The 20,196-nt window shown below is 34.6% G+C and carries 20 protein-coding genes and 1 other annotated feature; of the genes, 3 read left to right on the forward strand and 17 right to left on the reverse strand.

Translation table 11 applies throughout. From position 1 onward, the window contains the following. Positions 1-16: 16 nt before the first annotated feature. Positions 17-679 (reverse strand): methionine ABC transporter permease, encoded by a 663-nt coding sequence (locus BC6307_RS22705; RefSeq protein WP_066413512.1) that lies wholly within the window; start codon positions 677-679, stop codon positions 17-19. Next, entirely contained in the window at positions 672-1,421 is a 750-nt protein-coding gene (locus tag BC6307_RS22710) for a methionine ABC transporter ATP-binding protein (RefSeq protein ID WP_066413513.1), read from the reverse strand. Before BC6307_RS22710 ends, BC6307_RS22705 begins: the two co-directional genes overlap by 8 nt. Positions 1,422-1,678: 257 nt before the next feature. Here BC6307_RS22710 and BC6307_RS22715 point away from each other — a divergent pair, with 257 nt between their 5' ends. Then, complete coding sequence (locus BC6307_RS22715) at positions 1,679-2,506, forward strand: HAD family hydrolase (RefSeq protein WP_235858082.1); 828 nt, start codon at positions 1,679-1,681, stop codon at positions 2,504-2,506. 37 nt (positions 2,507-2,543) lie between these two features. On the opposite strand, the gene BC6307_RS22720 is transcribed toward BC6307_RS22715, so the two are convergent. Then, positions 2,544-3,497, reverse strand: coding sequence for an arsenic resistance protein (locus tag BC6307_RS22720; RefSeq protein WP_094366241.1), 954 nt, complete (start codon positions 3,495-3,497; stop codon positions 2,544-2,546). A 10-nt stretch (positions 3,498-3,507) separates the two neighbouring features. After that, complete coding sequence (locus BC6307_RS22725) at positions 3,508-4,398, reverse strand: LysR family transcriptional regulator (RefSeq protein WP_066413519.1); 891 nt, start codon at positions 4,396-4,398, stop codon at positions 3,508-3,510. Positions 4,399-4,535: 137 nt separating this feature from the next. On the opposite strand from BC6307_RS22725, the gene BC6307_RS22730 reads away from it, so the two are divergent. After that, positions 4,536-5,726, forward strand: a complete 1,191-nt coding sequence (locus BC6307_RS22730; RefSeq protein WP_066413522.1) for a coenzyme F420-0:L-glutamate ligase — start codon at positions 4,536-4,538, stop codon at positions 5,724-5,726. A gap of 75 nt (positions 5,727-5,801) precedes the next feature. On the opposite strand, the gene BC6307_RS22735 is transcribed toward BC6307_RS22730, so the two are convergent. The 9 genes from BC6307_RS22735 to BC6307_RS22775 all read right to left on the reverse strand — a co-directional run bounded on the left by BC6307_RS22735 (position 5,802) and on the right by BC6307_RS22775 (position 16,022). Then, positions 5,802-6,422 carry a LysE/ArgO family amino acid transporter gene (locus BC6307_RS22735; RefSeq protein WP_066413527.1) on the reverse strand — a complete coding sequence of 207 codons (621 nt, stop codon included), beginning with the start codon at positions 6,420-6,422 and terminating at the stop codon, positions 5,802-5,804. Positions 6,423-6,656: 234 nt separating this feature from the next. After that, positions 6,657-7,256 (reverse strand): class I SAM-dependent methyltransferase, encoded by a 600-nt coding sequence (locus tag BC6307_RS22740; RefSeq protein WP_066413530.1) that lies wholly within the window; start codon positions 7,254-7,256, stop codon positions 6,657-6,659. Positions 7,257-7,472: 216 nt separating this feature from the next. Further along, positions 7,473-8,219 (reverse strand): polysaccharide deacetylase family protein, encoded by a 747-nt coding sequence (locus BC6307_RS22745; RefSeq protein ID WP_066413533.1) that lies wholly within the window; start codon positions 8,217-8,219, stop codon positions 7,473-7,475. Positions 8,220-8,425: 206 nt separating this feature from the next. Further along, entirely contained in the window at positions 8,426-9,697 is a 1,272-nt protein-coding gene (locus BC6307_RS22750) for a glutamate-5-semialdehyde dehydrogenase (RefSeq protein ID WP_066413535.1), read from the reverse strand. Position 9,698: 1 nt separating this feature from the next. Continuing rightward, positions 9,699-10,820, reverse strand: coding sequence for a glutamate 5-kinase (proB, locus tag BC6307_RS22755; protein ID WP_066413539.1), 1,122 nt, complete (start codon positions 10,818-10,820; stop codon positions 9,699-9,701). 52 nt (positions 10,821-10,872) lie between these two features. Then, positions 10,873-11,092, reverse strand: a binding site (T-box leader). A gap of 167 nt (positions 11,093-11,259) precedes the next feature. Next, positions 11,260-11,970, reverse strand: a complete 711-nt coding sequence (locus BC6307_RS22760) for a Na-translocating system protein MpsC family protein (protein ID WP_066413541.1) — start codon at positions 11,968-11,970, stop codon at positions 11,260-11,262. 267 nt (positions 11,971-12,237) lie between these two features. Continuing rightward, positions 12,238-12,936 (reverse strand): Na-translocating system protein MpsC family protein, encoded by a 699-nt coding sequence (locus BC6307_RS22765; protein ID WP_066413544.1) that lies wholly within the window; start codon positions 12,934-12,936, stop codon positions 12,238-12,240. Between the two features lie 278 nt (positions 12,937-13,214). Continuing rightward, positions 13,215-14,291, reverse strand: a complete 1,077-nt coding sequence (locus tag BC6307_RS22770) for an ATP-binding protein (protein WP_066413550.1) — start codon at positions 14,289-14,291, stop codon at positions 13,215-13,217. A 285-nt stretch (positions 14,292-14,576) separates the two neighbouring features. Beyond that, positions 14,577-16,022: a carbon starvation CstA family protein gene (locus tag BC6307_RS22775; protein ID WP_066413554.1), complete on the reverse strand. Its 1,446-nt coding sequence runs from the start codon at positions 16,020-16,022 to the stop codon at positions 14,577-14,579. Between the two features lie 499 nt (positions 16,023-16,521). Between BC6307_RS22775 and BC6307_RS22780 the strand changes: the two genes are divergently transcribed. Further along, positions 16,522-16,776, forward strand: coding sequence for a YuzF family protein (locus tag BC6307_RS22780; protein WP_084380262.1), 255 nt, complete (start codon positions 16,522-16,524; stop codon positions 16,774-16,776). A gap of 302 nt (positions 16,777-17,078) precedes the next feature. Here the strand turns inward: BC6307_RS22780 and BC6307_RS22785 are convergent, their stop codons facing one another. The 4 genes from BC6307_RS22785 to BC6307_RS22800 all read right to left on the reverse strand — a co-directional run bounded on the left by BC6307_RS22785 (position 17,079) and on the right by BC6307_RS22800 (position 20,100). Further along, entirely contained in the window at positions 17,079-17,675 is a 597-nt protein-coding gene (locus BC6307_RS22785) for a hypothetical protein (RefSeq protein ID WP_066413556.1), read from the reverse strand. Positions 17,676-17,678: 3 nt separating this feature from the next. Next, positions 17,679-18,848 (reverse strand): ParM/StbA family protein, encoded by a 1,170-nt coding sequence (locus BC6307_RS22790; protein ID WP_066413559.1) that lies wholly within the window; start codon positions 18,846-18,848, stop codon positions 17,679-17,681. A 503-nt stretch (positions 18,849-19,351) separates the two neighbouring features. Beyond that, positions 19,352-19,831, reverse strand: coding sequence for a 23S rRNA (pseudouridine(1915)-N(3))-methyltransferase RlmH (gene rlmH / locus BC6307_RS22795; RefSeq protein ID WP_066413561.1), 480 nt, complete (start codon positions 19,829-19,831; stop codon positions 19,352-19,354). A gap of 83 nt (positions 19,832-19,914) precedes the next feature. Next, entirely contained in the window at positions 19,915-20,100 is a 186-nt protein-coding gene (locus BC6307_RS22800; RefSeq protein ID WP_066413563.1) for a CxxH/CxxC protein, read from the reverse strand. Between the last annotated feature and the right edge of the window lie 96 nt (positions 20,101-20,196).

A 20,196-nucleotide genomic window follows, 5' to 3' on the forward strand; every position in this document is an offset into this window, starting at 1 on the left:
GTTTTCCTCCTCGTCGTTATCTTTTATCAATCATTCTTGAAACAGTTGTACCCGTGAATTGAATCAATTGTACAAGTATAACCATAATGACAATCATGTACATCATTAAATCGGTTTTGAATTGCTGGTAGCCGTATCGAATGGCAAAGTCGCCAATCCCGCCTCCTCCAACTACTCCCATAATCGTCGAATACGATATAAAACTAATAATAGAGGTTGTTAACCCAAGTACTAAACCGGAGCGAGCTTCGACATAAAGAAATTTAAAAATAACTTCTTTCACAGAGGCTCCCATCGAAATTGCCGCTTCCATTACTCCTTTTGGTACATCTAATAACGATTGTTCAACTAAACGGGAATAGTGGGCAATTGCGATAATCGATAATGGTACAGTGGCAGCTGCTGTACCAATCGCGGTTCCAATAATGAGTCGTGTAAATGGTATTAAAAACACTACTAATAAGAGGAACGGAAAAGAACGAATAATGTTCACTAGTAAGTTCAAGGTAGAAAACACTAGCCTGTTTTCTAGCATTTGCCCTTTTCTACAAAGATAGAGTAAGGTCCCTACTGGTAGGCCGATAAGTACCGCCGCTAAAATAGAAACACCGACCATCATAAATGTTTCAATAATCGCTTTCCATATTTCCGCTTCATATTGTATCAATATCTCAGGCATGGCTATTATCACCATCCTTTGATAGCTGTTCTACAAACCATTTCGGATTACTATCTTTCATAGCAACACCTTTAGGTTCAATTGTTATCGTGTCGTAAACTTCACCATTAGCCATCACCGTTACTCGTTGGCATATGCTTTTAATTACTTCCATCTCGTGGCTAACGATCACAATTGTAACACCAAGACGTTTATTAATACTTTCTAGTACTCCTAATATTTCAGCCGTTGTATTAGGATCTAGCGAAGAAGTTGGCTCATCACATAGTAACACTTTCGGGTTATTTGCTAGTGCTCTCGCAATGGCTACACGCTGCTTTTGACCACCACTTAATTGCGCGGGGTACTTGTCAAGATAATCTTCTAATCCGACAAATCGTAGGCATTCTTCTACTCGACTTCGATGGTCTTTTCTTGGGATTTTTGCTAATTGAAGTGATACAGCTACATTTTCATAAACTGTTTTGTTCGCTACTAAGTTAAAATGCTGAAAAATCATTCCTATTGATTGCCTTGCTTGTCGAAGCTGTTTACCTTTCATGTTCGTTAAAGCTTGGCCATCTACTTCTACTGTTCCTTTGTCTGGAACTTCTAATAAATTCATTAACCGCAGTAGCGTTGATTTTCCCGCTCCACTAGCGCCAATAATTCCGTATATTTCTCCTCTTTTAATCGTTAAAGAGACAGATTTTATCGCATCAAATTGTATAAAACTTTTGCTAACGTTATGTAATGTAATCATAAAAAAACCACTTTCTCCACAATGAAAGGTGAGTTAACCGATATTAATTATAGCTTAATATAGTAAAATTGTCATTTTGTCTAGACCATCATTTTGACCAAAAGGCGCAAAACTTCAAGTAATGGCTATTATTTTCTCTAAAGTGTTTATTATTTTAATATATGTTTTATGCTAAACTGTGAGTGTATGTCTATTAATATAGTAGAGATTAAATTAAACTGGTATTATATATCATTAATAATAGAAAGGAACTAATCATGATGAAATGTATTTCCATAGATTTAGATGGTACGTTATTAAATTCAAAGCATGAAATTTCAGAAGAAAACTTACAAACGTTACATGATTTAAAGAAGCAAGGGCATTACGTCATTTTAAATACAGGGCGGGCTTTAGCTGACGTTATAAAAATACAAGCGGTTCAACAGTTGGAGTTACCTATTTTTAGCATAAACGGTTCCATGTTATATTCTAAATCAGGTGAACTACTGTATGAAGCGAACGTTCCAATTTCTACTTATAAGGAGATATTCTCCAGGTTAAAAGATTTAGAAATAGGGATACTTGTTTATACAAACTATGGTGGCTTCCCTGCTACGTTACCTCCATTGCAAGAAAAAAGCAAAGAAGAATTAACTACTCTTTTCCAACAATACGATTACGATCAAATTTTAACTAAAAACGATATAAAAATTTATAAAATAATGGCGTTAGTTTACGATGGCCAATTAGAAAAATTGGAAGATGTAAAGAAGGCTTTAGGAAATACGCTTGATATATTCATGGCTGCATCACTACCTAACAACCTAGAACTTACATCTAGTGAAGCTAATAAAGGAAAGGCTATATTACGCTACCAAAAGTTAATGAATCTCCACTTTGAAGAAATAATTGCAATCGGGGATGGTGGAAATGACCTCGGACAATTTGAAGTTGCAACAACTTCAGTGGCAATGGGAAATGCTCCAGCCTATATTCAAAATATAGCAGACGTTGTTACAAAAACAAATGATGAAGACGGCTTTTCCTACGCTATGCGCCATCAGCTTAAATTAATACCTACGAGCGAAACTGCCAATATATAAAAAAGATTGAAGCCCCTAAAATACGTTGGGGGCTTTTTTATACAGGTATTCGTTTTTTTCTATCAATGAATAGTATTAAATAAGAGATGATAGATAACAACGGTAACTCAATTAATGGACCAAGAATTAACACTAATGCTATTAACGGCTCATGTGGGAAGGCGGTCAATGCGATTGCCAATGCAACTGGCGAATTTCTTGCTAACGTCGTAAAATTTAAGCTAACCGTTTTCTCTCTTTTAAAATGCAATAAACTTCCGATGAATCTTCCAATGATGAAATTGATGAAGAAAAATACAACAATTGGAATCATTAGCTTAACTAATAAATTTACATTGTCTAGTAATAAACTTCCTTGTGATGCGAACATAGCTACTATTGCTAAACATAAAAAGAAAATCGGCAAAGAGCTCCATTTCTCTATTAACCGTTCTTTTCTATTCCGCAGTAGATATTGTCTAGTTAAAAATGCTAAGACGAACGGTATGATTAATACGAGAATGATACTCTCCATAACGAGCTGAAAATCAACTACACCAACTGTTCCCGAAAAAATAAATAGATATAACGGTAATAATAGAAGCTGTAGTAATAAATTTAAAGGTAAAATACTAGTAGATAGCGAAATGTTACCTTTGGCAATACCAGTAAATATAATATACCAATCCGTACAAGGAGTAACCATTAACATAATAAATCCAAGCCATAACGCGTAGTTATCTCCTAAAAATATTGCAGCAAGCACCCACGCCAATAACGGTGTTAAAACAAAATTCATCGCTACAGATGTAATTGTGAATTTTCGATTTAAAAAGGAATTCCTTATATCCTTGATCGGGATTTGTAAAAAGGTAACATATAACATTATAATTAATAAAGGCATAATAATTTTATCTGCATGCATCGCTATGTTACTAACTTGACCGAGGATTAAACCTAGAGCAACTGCTATCAAAATCAATATTGTATATAATTTTTCAAATATCCCCACCATTTCCCCCCTACGAAGCGCTATTCTGTATGCTTTCTACAAACTTCAATGCTGCACGTGATAAAGGAACACTTTTTAAATAACAAATACCGATACTTCTTTTCGGAATTTCCTCTTGTAATACCACTTCAAATAATTCTCCTCTTTTTATGTAATCGCTCGAAAACTCCTTAATCACACACGATATTCCTAAATTTATTTTAGTAAATTCGAGTAATAAGTCGTAAGAGCCTAGTTCGAACACCGGAGAGACGTTAAATCCTCGTTCTTTGAAAAAGTTTTCTATATATACTCGTGAGTTTGATTTCTTTTCTAAAAAGATTAATGGTAGCCTCATTAAATATTCAAGACTAACTGGTTTATCCGTTAAGTTTTTATATTTTTCTCCGCATACAAAGATGTCTTTAATTTCTTTGCATGGAATAACTTGAAGATGGTCTTCATCAATTGGCAAATTGCATAGACCGAGGTCTGCCTTTCCTGTTTTAATAAACTCACAAATTTCTGTTGTGGTCCCGTTTAATATATTTAATTTAATCCCTGGATACGCTCGATGGAATTTTTCTAAATAAGGTAATAGAAAATAACGTGATATTGTATCGCCGACCCCAATACGTAATTGTCCTGTTTTAAATGTTTTGAATTCAAATAATTTATCTTCAGCAACATCAATAATTGCTAGAGCCGAATTTACATGCTCATTTAACAGTTTCCCTTCATTCGTCAACACTACACCTTTCGAGTTTCGATGGAAAAGAGGAATTTCTAATTCTTTTTCTAGTTTTAAAATTGCTTGACTAACAGCTGATTGTGTCATGTATAGCTCTTTTGCAGCTTTCGAGAAACTATTGTTTCGGCTAACAACGTTAAAAATTCGGTACAAATCCAATTTTCCTATCATATTAGTTCTCCTTATAGCAGATATTATAAATATTAATTTTACTTATATCATTTATTAAAGGTATAGTAAACTTATAGTATGTTGAAAAGAGAGACATACTTTACATAAAAATGTACTCAATTAAAGGAGAGATTACATTGGCTAGAGCAGTTGGAACAGTAGTTCGTGGGCTTCGCGGTCCAATCATCAACGAAGGAGATAATATTGAACAAATCGTCGTTGATACAGTATTACATGCAGCAGAAAGTGAAAAATATTCGATTGAAGATCGTGACATTGTAACGATAACAGAATCTATTGTCGCTCGCGCACAAGGAAACTATGCGACAATTGACGATATAGCAACAGATATTAAAGCAAAATTCGGAGAAGGCAAAATTGGTGTTATTTTTCCTATTCTTAGCCGTAACCGTTTCTCTAACCTTTTAAGAGGGGTCGCAAAAGGAACTAGTGAGATAGTATTAATGCTAAGCTATCCTTCTGATGAAGTTGGTAACCACCTTGTGGACATCGATGAATTAGATGAAAAAGGAATTAACCCATGGACTGATGTACTAACAGAAGCTCAGTTCCGTGAACATTTCGGCTATAAAAAACATACATTTACAGGTGTTGATTATGTTGACTACTATAAATCGTTAGTAGAGGCGGAAGGTATTAAGTGTGAAGTTATTTTCTCTAACAACCCGAAAACGATTTTAGAGTATACTCCTAACGTCTTAACTTGTGATATTCACTCACGCTTTAGAACGAAACGTATCTTAAAAAATAACGGTGCAGAAATAGTATTCGGCCTTGATGATATTCTTTCCCAATCTATTAACGGCAGTGGCTTTAACGAAGATTATGGTCTTCTTGGTTCAAATAAAGCAACCGAAGATAGCATAAAATTATTCCCAAACAACTGTCAACCAATCGTTGATTCCATTCAAGCAAAACTAAAAGACTTAACGGGAAAAACAGTTGAAGTAATGGTTTATGGAGATGGAGCATTCAAAGATCCAGTGGGTAAAATTTGGGAGCTTGCAGATCCAGTTGTATCACCAGCCTACACGAAAGGGCTTGAAGGTACACCAAATGAAATTAAACTAAAATATTTAGCAGATAACAACTTCTCTCATCTTCGTGGCGAAGAGTTAAAGCAAGCTGTTTCTGAATACATTCAAAATAAAAATGAAGATCTTGTTGGTGCGATGGAAGCCCAAGGTACTACACCTCGTAAATTAACAGACTTAATCGGCTCCCTGTCCGATCTAACTTCTGGTAGTGGTGATAAAGGAACACCAATGATCTACATTCAAGGTTACTTTGATAACTATACAAAATAATAAAATGTGGACAAGGGCTACCCCTTGTCCACGCTTTTTGGTTAACAACACCAATTACCTCATTTTTCTCACAGACTATAAATATGTAAAAAAGTTGTACCCTAAATATACTGCCATGACCCAAATGATTATGGCTGAAATTTGATTTATCCGCTTCAACAGTATACCGCTGTTTCCTAACTGTCCAACCTTTCGACCTATAATGGCTAAAAAGAAAAACCATATCCATGAGACTATAATACAAGCAAGAGTAAAGATTACCTTCTCATGACCTACATAAGCAAGAGAACTCGTTCCAATAACCCCAATTGTGTCTATAATAGCGTGCGGATTAAGTAACGAAACAGAAGCAGCAAAGGTAACTTGTCGTCGAGCGGAAAAACGACTTGGCACCTGAATTTTACTACTAGAATCTGAAGTGCTCCTCCACATAACAAATCCCATATAAATCAAAAAGATCGTTCCGCATAAAAATAATAAATTCTTTAACCACTCAAAATTTAAAACAACTACTGAAAGTCCACTTACAGCCAAAATGATAAGTATCGTATCACAAAATCCTGCTGTAATTATGGCAGGAGCAGCTTTTAATAATTTCCGGTGAGTTGCTCCTTGGTTGAAAATAAATACGTTTTGAACGCCTAAAGGTAAAATTAGTCCAAACGCCAATATGATACCATGAACAAGTGCTAGCATTTTTTCACCTACTAGTTTTTCTTTATATAAATTCTGAATATATATAATTTGTGCCTTTAACTTTTCAAATAAAAAAGAACAATATAACGGAAACAACCTTAGAGAATAGAGAAGGGTAACTGTACTTGTAAACCAAACTACATTCTTCTTGCCGCTTAGTAGTAACAAAATATATAAAACTTACATTTACCATTTTCTGCGTGAGCGAGGGACCTGACCTGTCCCTCCGTCCACTTAATTTAATTTTTGATATATGCCATGATTTCCTCTTATGTCTATAAATTTATACCAATCTGGCAATTCATTAACTAACTGTGTTGGTCCAGACCAAGATGGAACATCATCAAAAATGATGTATCCCCCTTCAGCTACAAATGGACTCCAAAACTCAAAGTCCCTCTTCACTAATTCATACTCGTGTGAGCCATCGATGTACAGTAGGCCAATCTTTTTCTGTATCGGCCAAATACGTGATGCTTCAACGCTATCCATCTTTATAGGCTGAATTACATCTAATAAATTTAATTTACTCATATTTTCAAGGAATTCCTGATACAATTGATCTTCCTCATAATGTTTAAGCACCTTCTGATGCTCTGAAGACCCTTTCCAGGTGTCAATTGCATATACCCTTCCCTCCCCGCGGTCTTTAACAGCAAATGCTAAGCAAGAAGTTGATTTCCCTTTCCAGGAACCAATCTCCACTATTGTCGATGTCGGAGCCTCCAACGCATACGTATATAAATTTTTAATACCTTCTTTTTTCAACCAACCTTCTACAGTAGAAACAGCACTTTTCACTTCATCTATTCGTTGATTTTTAGAATCTTGCACCTTTTATCCCCTCCTTAAATTATAATAATCTATTCATAATTCATACTAATTGATTGTTTTTTCGAACTAGATTTATATAAAAAAGACTTGGAAAATAAGAAGTGTTTAGTAGGAACAATATAATCTTTATTCTATATTTTTACTAGTAAACTACTTTTAATAACTTGCACGGCCTATATTTACTTAATTCCGAAAGAATCGGTTTTAATTTCATTTTCATCTATCAATTCCTTTTAGATCATTAATACTAATCTCAAATTCAGCATGATCCCCAGCAACATGAGCAACTGGCATACTAATTCCGAGAGCATCTTCTGTTACATAGACATAAATTCCATTCATACCTTCTTGACTTTTAGTAAGCTCCAAAATTAATTTTTCATCATTTTCATACAAACCAAAAGCCATATTTCTAATATCTTGCTCATATTCATTTTCTATATCACCAACATACTTCGCTTCTTTCAATGTATTGATAAAATCGATATCAATTTCGGACACAAAATCTGTTAAAAACAATTGCTTACCAGTGTTAAGTTCAATATTCGTTGTAAAAAATAAATGATACGGATGCGCAGATGGTGTAACGTTGTTATAACTCCTATAGGCAATACTCAAGATTTCTTCATTTTTCAACTTAATTTCATAACTTCCATCAGCTTCATATTGTTGGTCTGAATCAAGTGAAGCTATCGTATCTTGATAAGGTTTTATGGCCGCTGTTTTAATTAATTCATTTATTGTTTCCTGTTTTCCTTCATCATGAAAATTGATGATTTTCGGATACTCTACTGCTACATTCTCTTCATGATAGGTTACTGTTACGATGTCATATTCATAGCTATCTGATTTTTGTTCAGTCTTTTCCATTTCTTCGTTCGTTTCCTTACTTCCTTCTCCGTTACATGCTGATAAAAAAAGTGTAAATAGAATTAATAATAATCCAAATAGCTTTTTATCCATCTCCATCCCCCTAGTAAACCTCTTAATTAATAAAGTATATGAAATATATTGGAAAGTAACTAATCTTTTAGTAAAAGGAGATACTATTTTATTTAATAATGAAGAAAACCCCTTCAACGATGTATGAAGAGGTTTGTGTTCTAGTAGGAATAAACTTAGATGTTTTTTCTAATTTCTGCGTGATCAAGACCTGTCCCTCTGTCCACTTATTTCAGTTGTCCATTTCCTTTAATGATGTATTTTGTTGAGGTTAGGGCGTTTAATCCCATTGGGCCACGAGCATGTAGTTTTTGGGTACTTATTCCGATTTCGGCACCAAAGCCAAATTCAAAGCCATCTGTAAATCGGGTAGAGGCGTTGTGATATACAGCTGCTGCATCCACTTCATTTAAAAATTGCTCTACATTTTCAACGGAAGAAGAAATAATTGCTTCGGAGTGTTTCGTTCCGTATTGATTTATATGTGTAATAGCAGCCTCTACGTCTTCCACTACTTTTACTGCTAATTCTAGTCCTAAATATTCTGTTTCCCAATCTTCTTCATTAGCAGGAATTACATCCAAACCAGTTTGTTGTACCGTTTCATCTCCATGAATATGAACATCTTTATCTCGTAAAGCAGTACATAATTGTACTAAATGCTTCGATGCCCATTTTTTATGAACAAGTACCGTTTCACAAGCATTACATACAGACGGACGTTGTGTTTTCGCATTAACGGCGATATCAATTGCCATTTTTGGATCAGCCGTTTCATCGATATAAATATGACAATTTCCTGCACCGGTCTCTAATACAGGAACGGTTGCCTGTTGGACTACTGTTTGAATTAGCTGTGCGCTACCGCGTGGAATTAGAACGTCGAGATATTCATTTAACCGAAACATTTCAGATGCTGTCTCCCGACTTGTATCTTCCAATAACTGAACAGACTCAACAGGAAGTTCACTCAACTGAAGGGCATGTTGGATTACCTTTACAATCGCTTTATTTGAATGGATTGCTGTTGAACTACCACGTAGCAACACAGAGTTACCGGTTTTTATACAAAGACTTGATGCATCTACTGTCACATTTGGTCTAGCTTCATAAATCATGCCAATTATCCCTAGTGGTACTCGAATTTGTGAAATATGAAGGCCGTTCGGACGTTCCCATTCCTCTAACAATTCACCAATTGGATCGTTCAGCTTAGTTAACTGAACGAGAGCATCTGCCATATCTTGTAGATGCTTGTCATTTAACTTTAAGCGATCTAGTAAGGCGTCACTCATTCCATTATCCTCTCCAGCGATAATATCTTTCTCATTTTCTAGTAGTATAAAGGTCTGTTCCTTCATTAGCTGCTCTGCCATTATTTGAAGTGCTTTATTTTTTTGCTCTGTTGTTGTTTTAGCTAATATAGTAGCAGCATCTTTAGCCTTTCTACCTTTTTGAATTAACTCTTGACTACGGTTTGCTTCGAAAAGTCCACTCATCCTACATTCTCCTTTCTGCTTGACTGACCCAATTATCTCTATGAATGACTACTCTATGATTACTATTCGCAATCGTCATCGCTTCTGCACTTGATAAGCCTTTTATGTCTATTAATTGATTGGAGGAAAAATTCACTTTCCCTTTACCGATTGTCTTTCCCTTTTCATTAATAACTTCCACTACATCATCAACGTGAAAGTTTCCATAAATATTTGTTACACCAGCTGGTAGAAGACTTTTCCCTTGCCTTACGATTGCACCTATAGCACCTTCGTCGACCTCGATTTTTCCACTTGGAACGGAATGAAGCGCTAGCCATTGCTTTGACGTTTTCACGATAGGTTGAGAGTCACTACCAATGTAAGTTCCATCACCTTTCCCAGCAAGAATATCCACTAATTTGTCACTTCCAGAACCTGACCCGATAAACACTTTTACCCCTAAATCTAATGCCGTTTTGGCAGCCTCTATTTTTGACTTCATTCCACCAGTACCTACGTTTGAACCCGCTCCAGATGCGCCTTTTAACAATTCATCATTAATTTCAAAAAGAAAATTATACTTTTTTGCATTTGGATTTGTACGTGGGTTTTGATCATATATTCCATTTATATCTGTTAAAATGATTAAAAAATCAGCATGAACGAGGCCACTCACTAACGCTGATAGCATGTCATTGTCTCCAAACGTTAATTCTGCAACCGAAACAGAATCATTTTCATTAATAATTGGTAGAACATCGCGATGTAAAAGTTCCGATAATGTGGCATATGCGTTGTTATATTGATCTTTATGCAAGAAGTTTTGTCTTGTTAATAATAATTGGGCAGCAACAATGCCATGTCTGCTTTTAAATTCTTCTGTATATCCCCTTATTAATAATCCTTGGCCTACTGCTGATGCTGCTTGCTTGCCAGCAATTGTTGTCGGACGAGAGGAATAGCCAAGATCAGCAAACCCAGCTGCCACCGCACCAGATGAAATGAGAATAACTTCATGCCCTAATTCTTTTAATTTCGCAAGAGCATCCACATGCTCACATAATTTCTCATTACTAAGTCCACCGTTCCTATTCGTTAAAGAACTACTGCCAATTTTGACTACAATTCTTTTCTTCTTCATTTCTCGTTCACCACCTTAATAATATAATAAAAAAAGCCCTTCCATCCCCATAAAAAAGGACGAAAAAGCTCCGTGGTACCACCTTCATTAATATTAGACTTCATCTAATATTCACTCTATTTTCCTCTAACGTAGGAAATCGGTTAGGTTTTGCCTAACAAGCTCGAGGGATAGGGTTCAATAGCATTGCAAGTATGTAAAACCTTTCAGCCGGTGGATTTTACTCTCTTTTACTTGAGAACTACTTACTAGGTCCCTGTCATTACTTTTTTTAAATATAGTATCTAAATTAAATACAACCTCAAATATATTAAAAAATATTATGGACTGAAAACGGCTTTCTGTCAATATTGTGGTGAAAGGCACTTTTGGGGGATTATTGGAACTATCCCTAAAAATGGGGATTCAGCAAATGAATATGGACCTTAATACGATACAATTAAAACTCCTCTTTTTCAAATAGTATAAAGCCCATTAATGATTTATCCTCTTTTAAATTCCAATCAATAAAAATATCCTTTATAGGACGAAGAAAAATTTCATTAAATTTCCCATGTCGATGGAAATACTTTTTCTCCAGTTCATCCTTTGTTATCTTTAATTCCTCTTTATAGCCTTTTGCAATTAGAGCTTTTTCAATAGGAACTAATAGACCTTTCCTCTCTAATAAATAAATAGTTTTTGACAATGGATAGACGATAATTTGTTCGGGAACTTTTTGTACCAATTTACTAATTCGAGCTGCTTCTTGCGCTAATTCCTCTAGTTCTACTCTATCATCTATGCTGTCCTGTATATCCTCCTCTTCCACATCTTCACTTTCTTTTAACTTAAACATTAATATTCCAGAGTTATTAGGAAAGTTCCAATCATGGTAGCTTTCCTCAACATCTCGTTCAATTGTTAACCTAATAACTCCAACGAGCTCCTTTATCAAATGCTCAATTATAATAGTTCTAGCTTTATCAACTTGGTCCCTTTGTCCTTGTTGCATAAGAACCTCTTCCATCGGTGATAAAAAGCCTTTTATGTAAATAACTAAATGGCTGTTTTTAAGCGTTGTTTGGCAAGATTGAGGTCCACGACCAAAGTTCTTTCTTAACAATTTACTTGTATAACTACTTAAAAAGTTTAATGGATCTTTGCTCAATTATATCTTCACTACCTTTCCTACATTATTATAAAAATAACTATGTACTAACCCTTTATTCGCTCTCTTAATCGTGCGTTAGTACTATTATTGACTACTATAGTAATACTATTACTCTAGGGAGAAATATTTTGTTAATAGTTATATCTATATATATGGTTAATTAGGATGAAAAAAACTTTCATCACCTACCTTCAAAAATGAAAAAAAGCCAAAATAACAAGAAGAATATGTTTCTCCGAGTTATTTTGCCTATTTTAAAAATTACTATGTTAAATAGAATATGATATATTTTCGATCCTTAATATAATCCGAAATAATAAATATACTGCCTATTTGTCTACCTAGTTGCTCTTCTAAATATTCTTTTTGGTTATAGTATTTCCTTTTAATCTCAATAGCTCTTTCGTGCAATATATCTAAATGCCCTTTATCAAAGAGTAAATCTTCAACTTGTAACAACACACCGTTACATTCTATTGCTAGTAAATTTTGTGAAAGCTTGATAACTTCCATTTTAGAAGGATATTTGTGAAGCCTTGAACTCACATTTTTTATTGATTGGATAATTTGTTCCTTTTCATATGTATTACCAATACTGTCATACCATCCTAATTTATGAGTAATTTCAAATATTATTAGTCCAGAGTTAGATGTGAAATCCCAATCACTGAAATAAGAGTCGAAATTAATTCCAGTTGCTAATGACGCTACATCTAAGTATTCAGCAAAAACTTGCTCCATTACTTCTGATCGAAAGGCAATAGCTAGTTTCTTTTTCCCTTTGCTTAATAAAACCTCTTCGGCAGGAGTCATGAATTTACGAACATAAATGATAAGTCTATTCGAATGTATAATTGCAAAACATGTTTCTGGACCTTTACCAAACCTTTTTTTAAGCATTTTACTCATTGTACTACTCAACTGTAGGAGGGTATCTTGATTTTTAGTATGTAAGATATTCAACTCGACTTAGCCTCCTTTTCTTAAAAAAATAGTTAATACACATTTTTTTCCATAATAAAAAAGGCCTAACCTCTAATAAGAAGTTAGGCCACGGAAAGACAGTCTATTTAAAATAGTATCTCCCATTTACCAATCAATAATTGTACGTTATAAAATTATATTAAAATAATATGTTGAATAGCATGCATATGTTACAAAATTTCAAGTCAAAGTTAACCAATGACAGTAAGACATTAGTCTTTTTCATTTTACCATTCTTTTTTATCTCTAGCAATACTTTACTCACAGACTGGTAGGTTTATTTCGACAGCTGTCCCTTTTTGGTCTGTTACAAATGTTATAGTACCATAATGGTCATCTATTATTTGTCTACTAACGATTAGGCCTAAACCTGTTCCACCTTTTTTCGTTGTAAATCTGGAATGGCCTATTTTCCCCAATAGATCTAGAGGTATCCCCAAACCTTCATCTTTTATTCGAATTAATATTGTATCATCCCCATTATTACGAGCCTCCACCAGTACTTTCCCACCTTCGGGCATAGCTTCTATCGCATTTTTCAAAAGAGAGATAAATATGAGTTTTAATTGATTTTTATCCCCGTATATTTTAGATTTCGTAAATATAAACTCTTCTTCAAACTCTATATTATTTAAATATGCTTGATGTTTTAGTAATGTAAGTACTTCGGAAAGTAATTCTCTCATACTATACATACCTATATCTCTATTGTTAGACAACATTAGCATAGAAAGCTCTCTTAACACTAAATCTAATCGAGCTAATTCACTTTCTACTAGTTTGTAATACTCTTTGTATCCATATCCTCTTTTTATTAATTCAACAAACCCTTTAATTATTGTAATATTGTATTGAATATCGCGAGAAAATTCAGCTACTAGTTGAGCTGCGACAGTATTTTTATCAACTAAGGACTTCCATTCCTCCTCAGCCTTTAAAGTTCCTTCTTTTTGCTCTTCGAAGTCTTTCGTGTGAAACACAAGATAAAGCCCAATTTGCTCTTCACTTTCATAGATTGGAATAATTGTCACATTTAACTCCGTTGAAACGGGTTCATTTTTTTTATAAAAGGGAATTACTCTACTCGTCACCCTATCCTTTGTAAAATAGGAGCCAAAAGATAATAAAGTATAGGCATTCATTCTCATCAATTCCGGTTTTGTGTACCCTAATACGGTTTCACTTTTCCTACTTGCATATAAAATATCTCCCTGTAAATCTACGATTAAAAAGGGATCTTTCTGCTCATTCACTATCGAAATACTGTTCGTTTTATTATGAGTTTGAACGTATTGTTGTAGAAGTTGTTTCTTTATTAAAAGGCCGTTTTCCATTTTTCCCTTCCTTCCGATAAATTTTGACAAAATAAAAGCCCAATAAGACAGGAATTAGGATTCCAATCTTATCGGGCTTAGAATTCTAGCTTTATAATCTAGAAAGCATTACCTTTATAATAAAATGTTTTTTAAAGATTCATAATCAAATAAGCAAGAGCATTCGACTCTTACTCACGATAATAGTACTACTTTTAGAAATATTTAGCAAGTGTAGACTAGGTCTTTGTCCACTTACAACGAACCTGAAAGCTTACAAAATATTCTCTTGTTTATCTGCAATGCCTATCCAACTTTCAGCTCCGAATCCGCATAGTTGTTGGCTCTCTTATGTTTAATAAGTTGCCAGACAAACCAAGCTAGCACTGCCAACCAAATAACCATTCCTAGGATCAGAGAAATACGATAATCCAAGTTAAAGCCTTCTGGTGCATAGAAGAAATATGTACTTACTACCGCTGTCATGAATAAAGCTGGAATACTACAAATCCAATGAAACTTGTTATTTTTAACAAGGTACATGGCTGCCGTCCACAACATTACCGCAGCAACGATCTGATTCGTTCCACCAACATATCGCCAGAGAAAACTATAATCAATTGTAGTTAAATATAGCGTTGTTCCTAATACCGGGATGATAAGTAAAGCTACTTTCCCTTTCCCATGAAAATCTTTCTTCGTCAATTGAGTCAATAATTCCGCAAGCATCATTCTGGAGGAACGTAATGCCGTATCACCAGTAGTAATTGGAAGAACAACAATACCTAAAATTGCGATGAATCCGCCAAATGCACCTAGTGTTGTAATACTGATTTCATTAACGACCCCAGCTGGACCTCCTGCTGCCAATGCTGTTTGCAACGCACCCGTACTACCAAAGAAGGTCATACCTGCCGCTGCCCAAATCATGGCAATAACACCTTCACCAATCATTGCTCCATAGAATACTTTTCTACCTTCACTTTCTTTTTTTAATGTTCGAGCTAAAATCGGACTTTGTGTACTATGAAATCCTGAGATTGCTCCACAGGATATCGTTACCATTAATAAAGGCCAAATCGGCATTTCTCCTGGATGTAAATTACTTAACGTTAAATTTGGGATTGAATGATCAAAAAAGAACATTCCGATACCAATTGATACAGCCATGAAAATTAAAATAGCTCCAAAAATAGGATACACTCTTCCTATTATTTTATTGATTGGTAAGATTGCCGCAAGTATAAGATAAGCAAAAATAATAACTAACCAAGTTGTAGAGTTAAGTGGTGTTATTTGCGTAAGTAGCTGGGCAGGTGCTGCAGTAAATGCTGCTGCCACCAACACCATTAAAATAATCGAAACAATCGTTGTAACGAATTTCATTTTACCGCCCAAATATTTACCGACAAGAGTCGGAAATTGTGCTCCATTATGTCTTAGCGATATCATCCCCGAAAAGTAATCATGTACCGCTCCAGCAAAAATACAGCCGATAACAATCCATATAAAAGCTACTGGACCATAAAGTGCGCCCATTATTGCACCAAATATCGGACCGGTTCCAGCGATATTCAAAAGCTGAATTAAACTCGCTTTCCACCAACTCATTGGCATATAATCAAGACCGTCGTTGTTTGTATAGGCAGGTGTTGAATTCTGGTCATTAATGCCAAAAATTCGTTCAACCACCTTCCCGTAAACGATATAACCGACAATTAACAACACAATAGATGCAATAAAAGTAACCACCGCTGAACCCCCATTTTTCAGAAAATTAATTATAATGATATAATTATTGGAATGAAAAATCAATGATCTTTTCCAAATTTTTAGATATTTCTATCTTTTCTAGTAGTAACTTCACATTTTGTTCAATTATTCAATAAGATAACCTAGTAGAAGAAGTGGTTTACCTACGTTTTGTCAGACTTTTATGTGGATTTTATATGCTGTTTTATCGTAGTCCAACGCACTATTTTAAATAAAAAAACGAGGTACCCATCATCTAGAATGAAAAGGTATCTCGTTTATTTTTGTTAACTATAGTTTTGTCTTAGGTTCTTTTCTATTTATTTGTTCCTTTACCAAAATAATTTTTTCTGTTACTTTACATTTACTTATGATACGGTTTTAAGCAACTTTAAATATAATCTCTTAACAAACACTTCGAATACAGCACTCAGAACGTGTCAAGCTATCCTCTCATAAAGTGATAAGTAAAACAGCACTATACTTTGGAGGAAAGAGAATGAACCCTATGTATAACTATCGAACCAATCCGCAAATAACACATAATGGACCGATGCAAGTTATTGTCATTGAACCTTTCGTATATGAAGCGCTACGCAGTCTAATAGGAAAAAGGGCCGTCCTTGATACGACACGTGGTTCCGTTAGTGGAATGGTTGTTGATGCAAAGCTTGATCATGTTGTCATTCAAGAGCATGATTCTACATTCTTTGTTCGTCTATCAGAAATCGTTTGGATAATGCCTGAATCCTAAACCTATCCATGCTTCTCATCAGCTACAACTTAAGAACATAAAGTCTTTTTAAACAGGACTAATCACATGTGCTTTTTTTAATAGATAGCCAGGGACGCCCTGATTGTGGTTCAAGGTATGGTTCTGGCTATCACTACATATATCAACTTTTATTTTGTTTAAAAACCCCATTTATTATTGATACAGTTCACTGTATCTAATCATAATGAGATTTTTTTCTCCTGAACGGCGTTCCCTGTTGAAAGCCTTTCTTCCAATAGTTTAGTTTCATTCTTATAAAAGAATGCCTCTTGTTAGACTTATTAACTATTCATCGTATTTAAAAAGTCTCCTAATAAATCTTCTAAATCTTCATCTTTTTCTCCCTCCTTCTCATTTAATTGTCCTTTTGTATTTTGGCTTGCCGTTTCCCAATCGAATGATAGTAAATCGTCATCCATTTCGTTTGCTTCCACTTTAATCGCTAACTCTGTAGCTTCAGAATTTTGGTGGTCCTCATATTTAATAGATTCCTGCATCTCCTCTTGTGAATATAACGTGTAATTATCATTAACATCACTACTATTTAAGGATACTAGTAAGGAAGTTGCCCGAACCGGATTGGATAATAATTGAAAGAGAATACTACCTAGTAATGCTTCGGAATGTTCATGTTTAAGCCAATCTTGCTGTGATTTACTTAGCCGTTTTGGTAAGGGAATAGTAATAGACTCTCGTTCTTTTTTACTTGACCTTCCGACTCCTTCCATTACAAAATCCGCTATTTTACTAGAGAAATTTCTCCTTTCATTCTCTTTTAGCCTCTGCAAATGCTTTAATAAATAATCAGGTGTATCTGAAGGGATGCGAAAAGAAATCGTTTGTCCCCTTTTTACCTCTACATTATTAGATTTTTCCATTGCCTAGTTCTTTACAGGTTCTTTCGCTTTTTTCTTTTGCTCTGTTTTTCGCGTAAAATCCATAATTAATTTATAATAAGCATTTGCCATCATCCAAATACTTTCTTTTTCATCTTCAAAGAAGTCAATATTGTAACCATCTAAACTATTATTTAGTGCTTTGATGTACTCCTTTAAAACGTTTGATCCGCCACCTACAAAATAGCAAATTTCTGTTTGGGAATTTTTTTGCCACGTATTACGTAGTAAGCGATACTGCTTTTTCGCTAATTCTAAAAGGATACGATCGGTAATATCATGCACACTTGTTCGACTACCTTTCACCATGATATGGTTTCGGTCATTTTTCTTTGTTATGATTTCTACAACATCTCGCCGACTATCTAACTCTACACCATGTTTCGAACGAATTTCTTCTCTGATTGCCTCAAGCGATTCTGACACACCAAGATTAAATCCTTGCGCTTTGTCATCGTCTACATTTCGATTTTTAATAACGGCGATGTCCGTTGATAGTCCACCAATATCTTGAATCACAATACGTTTATCAATTAAGTCTTTATTAATTACTTTTAAATCGCTATCCATTACTAGGTTAATATAGGCAGCAAAACCTTCAGGATATACTTTTACATCGTTAAACTTAATATTTACTTTTAAACCTTTGTATTTAGGTGTAACTAAAAACTCTACTAGGTGAACCGAGCCCATTAATTTGGATCGATATCCAGCATCTTTCCCTTCTTTTACTTCTCGAAGCGGTAGACCAGTACCTAATGTATAGTTGGCATCTATAATATTTTTGTTTCTTTGGAAGAACTCTTTATTCTCGTCTCTTACTGCATCTAATGCCAATGTGGTTAAAAGCATGATTATTGTTTGGTCTTCTTCTGATTTACTGCTTCCTGGATCAAGCTCAGTTGCATTGTTACTTTTCGTAGCTAAATGGCCAACTCGGTAAATTGCATTGTTCTCTTTTAGGGCAGGGGAGTGAATTTTAATATGTATTCCTTCTAACGGATTTTTTTCATTCAAATCTTCTATTCCAATTACAGGTCGTTCTTCCGTATCTATTGCCACAATATTCGGTATATTCAACTCGTAATCTAACTCTCCTAAAATGGCCTTAATAGAGTCATTCCCAACATCAATTGCTGCAATTCTAGATTTCATTTTCTACCATTCCCTTTCGTTTGCGAATTTTATGAAACATCTTTCTTAAAAATAGTACGAAAGGATAATAGATTCTATTGTGGCATAAAATGAAAGATTACAAAACTGTAAACCTGTAAACATATCGTAAACTTCCCTTTCACCGCATACATTCTCGTATACTTGTTTACAAAAATGTATACATCTCTTGAAATCAACAAGTATGCATGTTTGTATACTTGTTTACACTTTTGAATACGAAGACTCTTGTAGCCTTATATGTATACTGTTTTTAAAGATAGAGCTTTAATACAACTTGTTGTACAAAACCAACTGGTGTGGGTTTTGTATTCTAATCGAAAAAGGTACTTGCCCCCAGCACACTAAAATTTAGTGTCGAGGGGTAAGTACCTATAATGCAAAAAAATGAACATACCAACATATACTATGTTAGTTAGCCTTTTTTTATTTTACAAAGATTCTTACTTATAAAATGATGAAATACCCACGTTTTTTTACCTTATCTACTTATGGTACGGTTCTCCTCGATTAATTCGAAAAGCTCGATAAATTTGTTCTAAAAGAATTAATCTCATTAATTGATGTGGAAACGTCATTTTCGAAAATGATAAGGTGTCGTTCGCACGTTTCATTACTTCTCCACTCAGCCCTAACGATCCACCGATTATAAAGGCTATTTTGCTTTTCCCGTAGGTTGCTAATTTATCTATTTCAGAAGCAAGTTGTTCAGAGGAGCGTTGCTTCCCTTCGATCGCCAGCGCTATTACATATGTATCATCGGAAATTTTACTTAAAATCCGTTCCCCTTCTTTTCCTTTTACTTGCTCCATCTCTGCTTCACTTAGCTGTTCTGGTGCTTTTTCATCTGGAAGCTCGATTACTTCCACTTTCGCATATATACTTAATCTTTTTAAATATTCCTCTATTCCTTGCTTTAAATATTTTTCTTTTAGTTTTCCAATTGTAATAATTGAGATATTCACAACTAATCCTCACTTTACAAACAGGTTGTCCACAAAAGTTATTCACATATCCACAAAATCTATCCACATTTAGTAGGCGAATATTAGTTCCCTACCATATATGTCGCCACGTTTTGACAAAATTCACAAGTTGTTGATAACTTTTCTTCTTCTGGTACTAGTGCTAGTGGAGGTGCTTCCTCCTGTTGATCTATATACATTTCCATCGCAAGTTCGATATGTTCTTCACAACATTTAACCATTTTATCCACAATCCTTTCATTCGACAATTTTCACCTCATTTAGGTTACCACTTATCCACATCTTAATAAAGTTTTAAACAGAAAACTTATATTAAAAAGGAAAAGAGAGTGAAAACACTCCCT

The organism is Sutcliffiella cohnii (genome assembly GCF_002250055.1).
Taxonomy (GTDB): Bacteria; Bacillota; Bacilli; order Bacillales; family Bacillaceae_I; genus Sutcliffiella; species Sutcliffiella cohnii.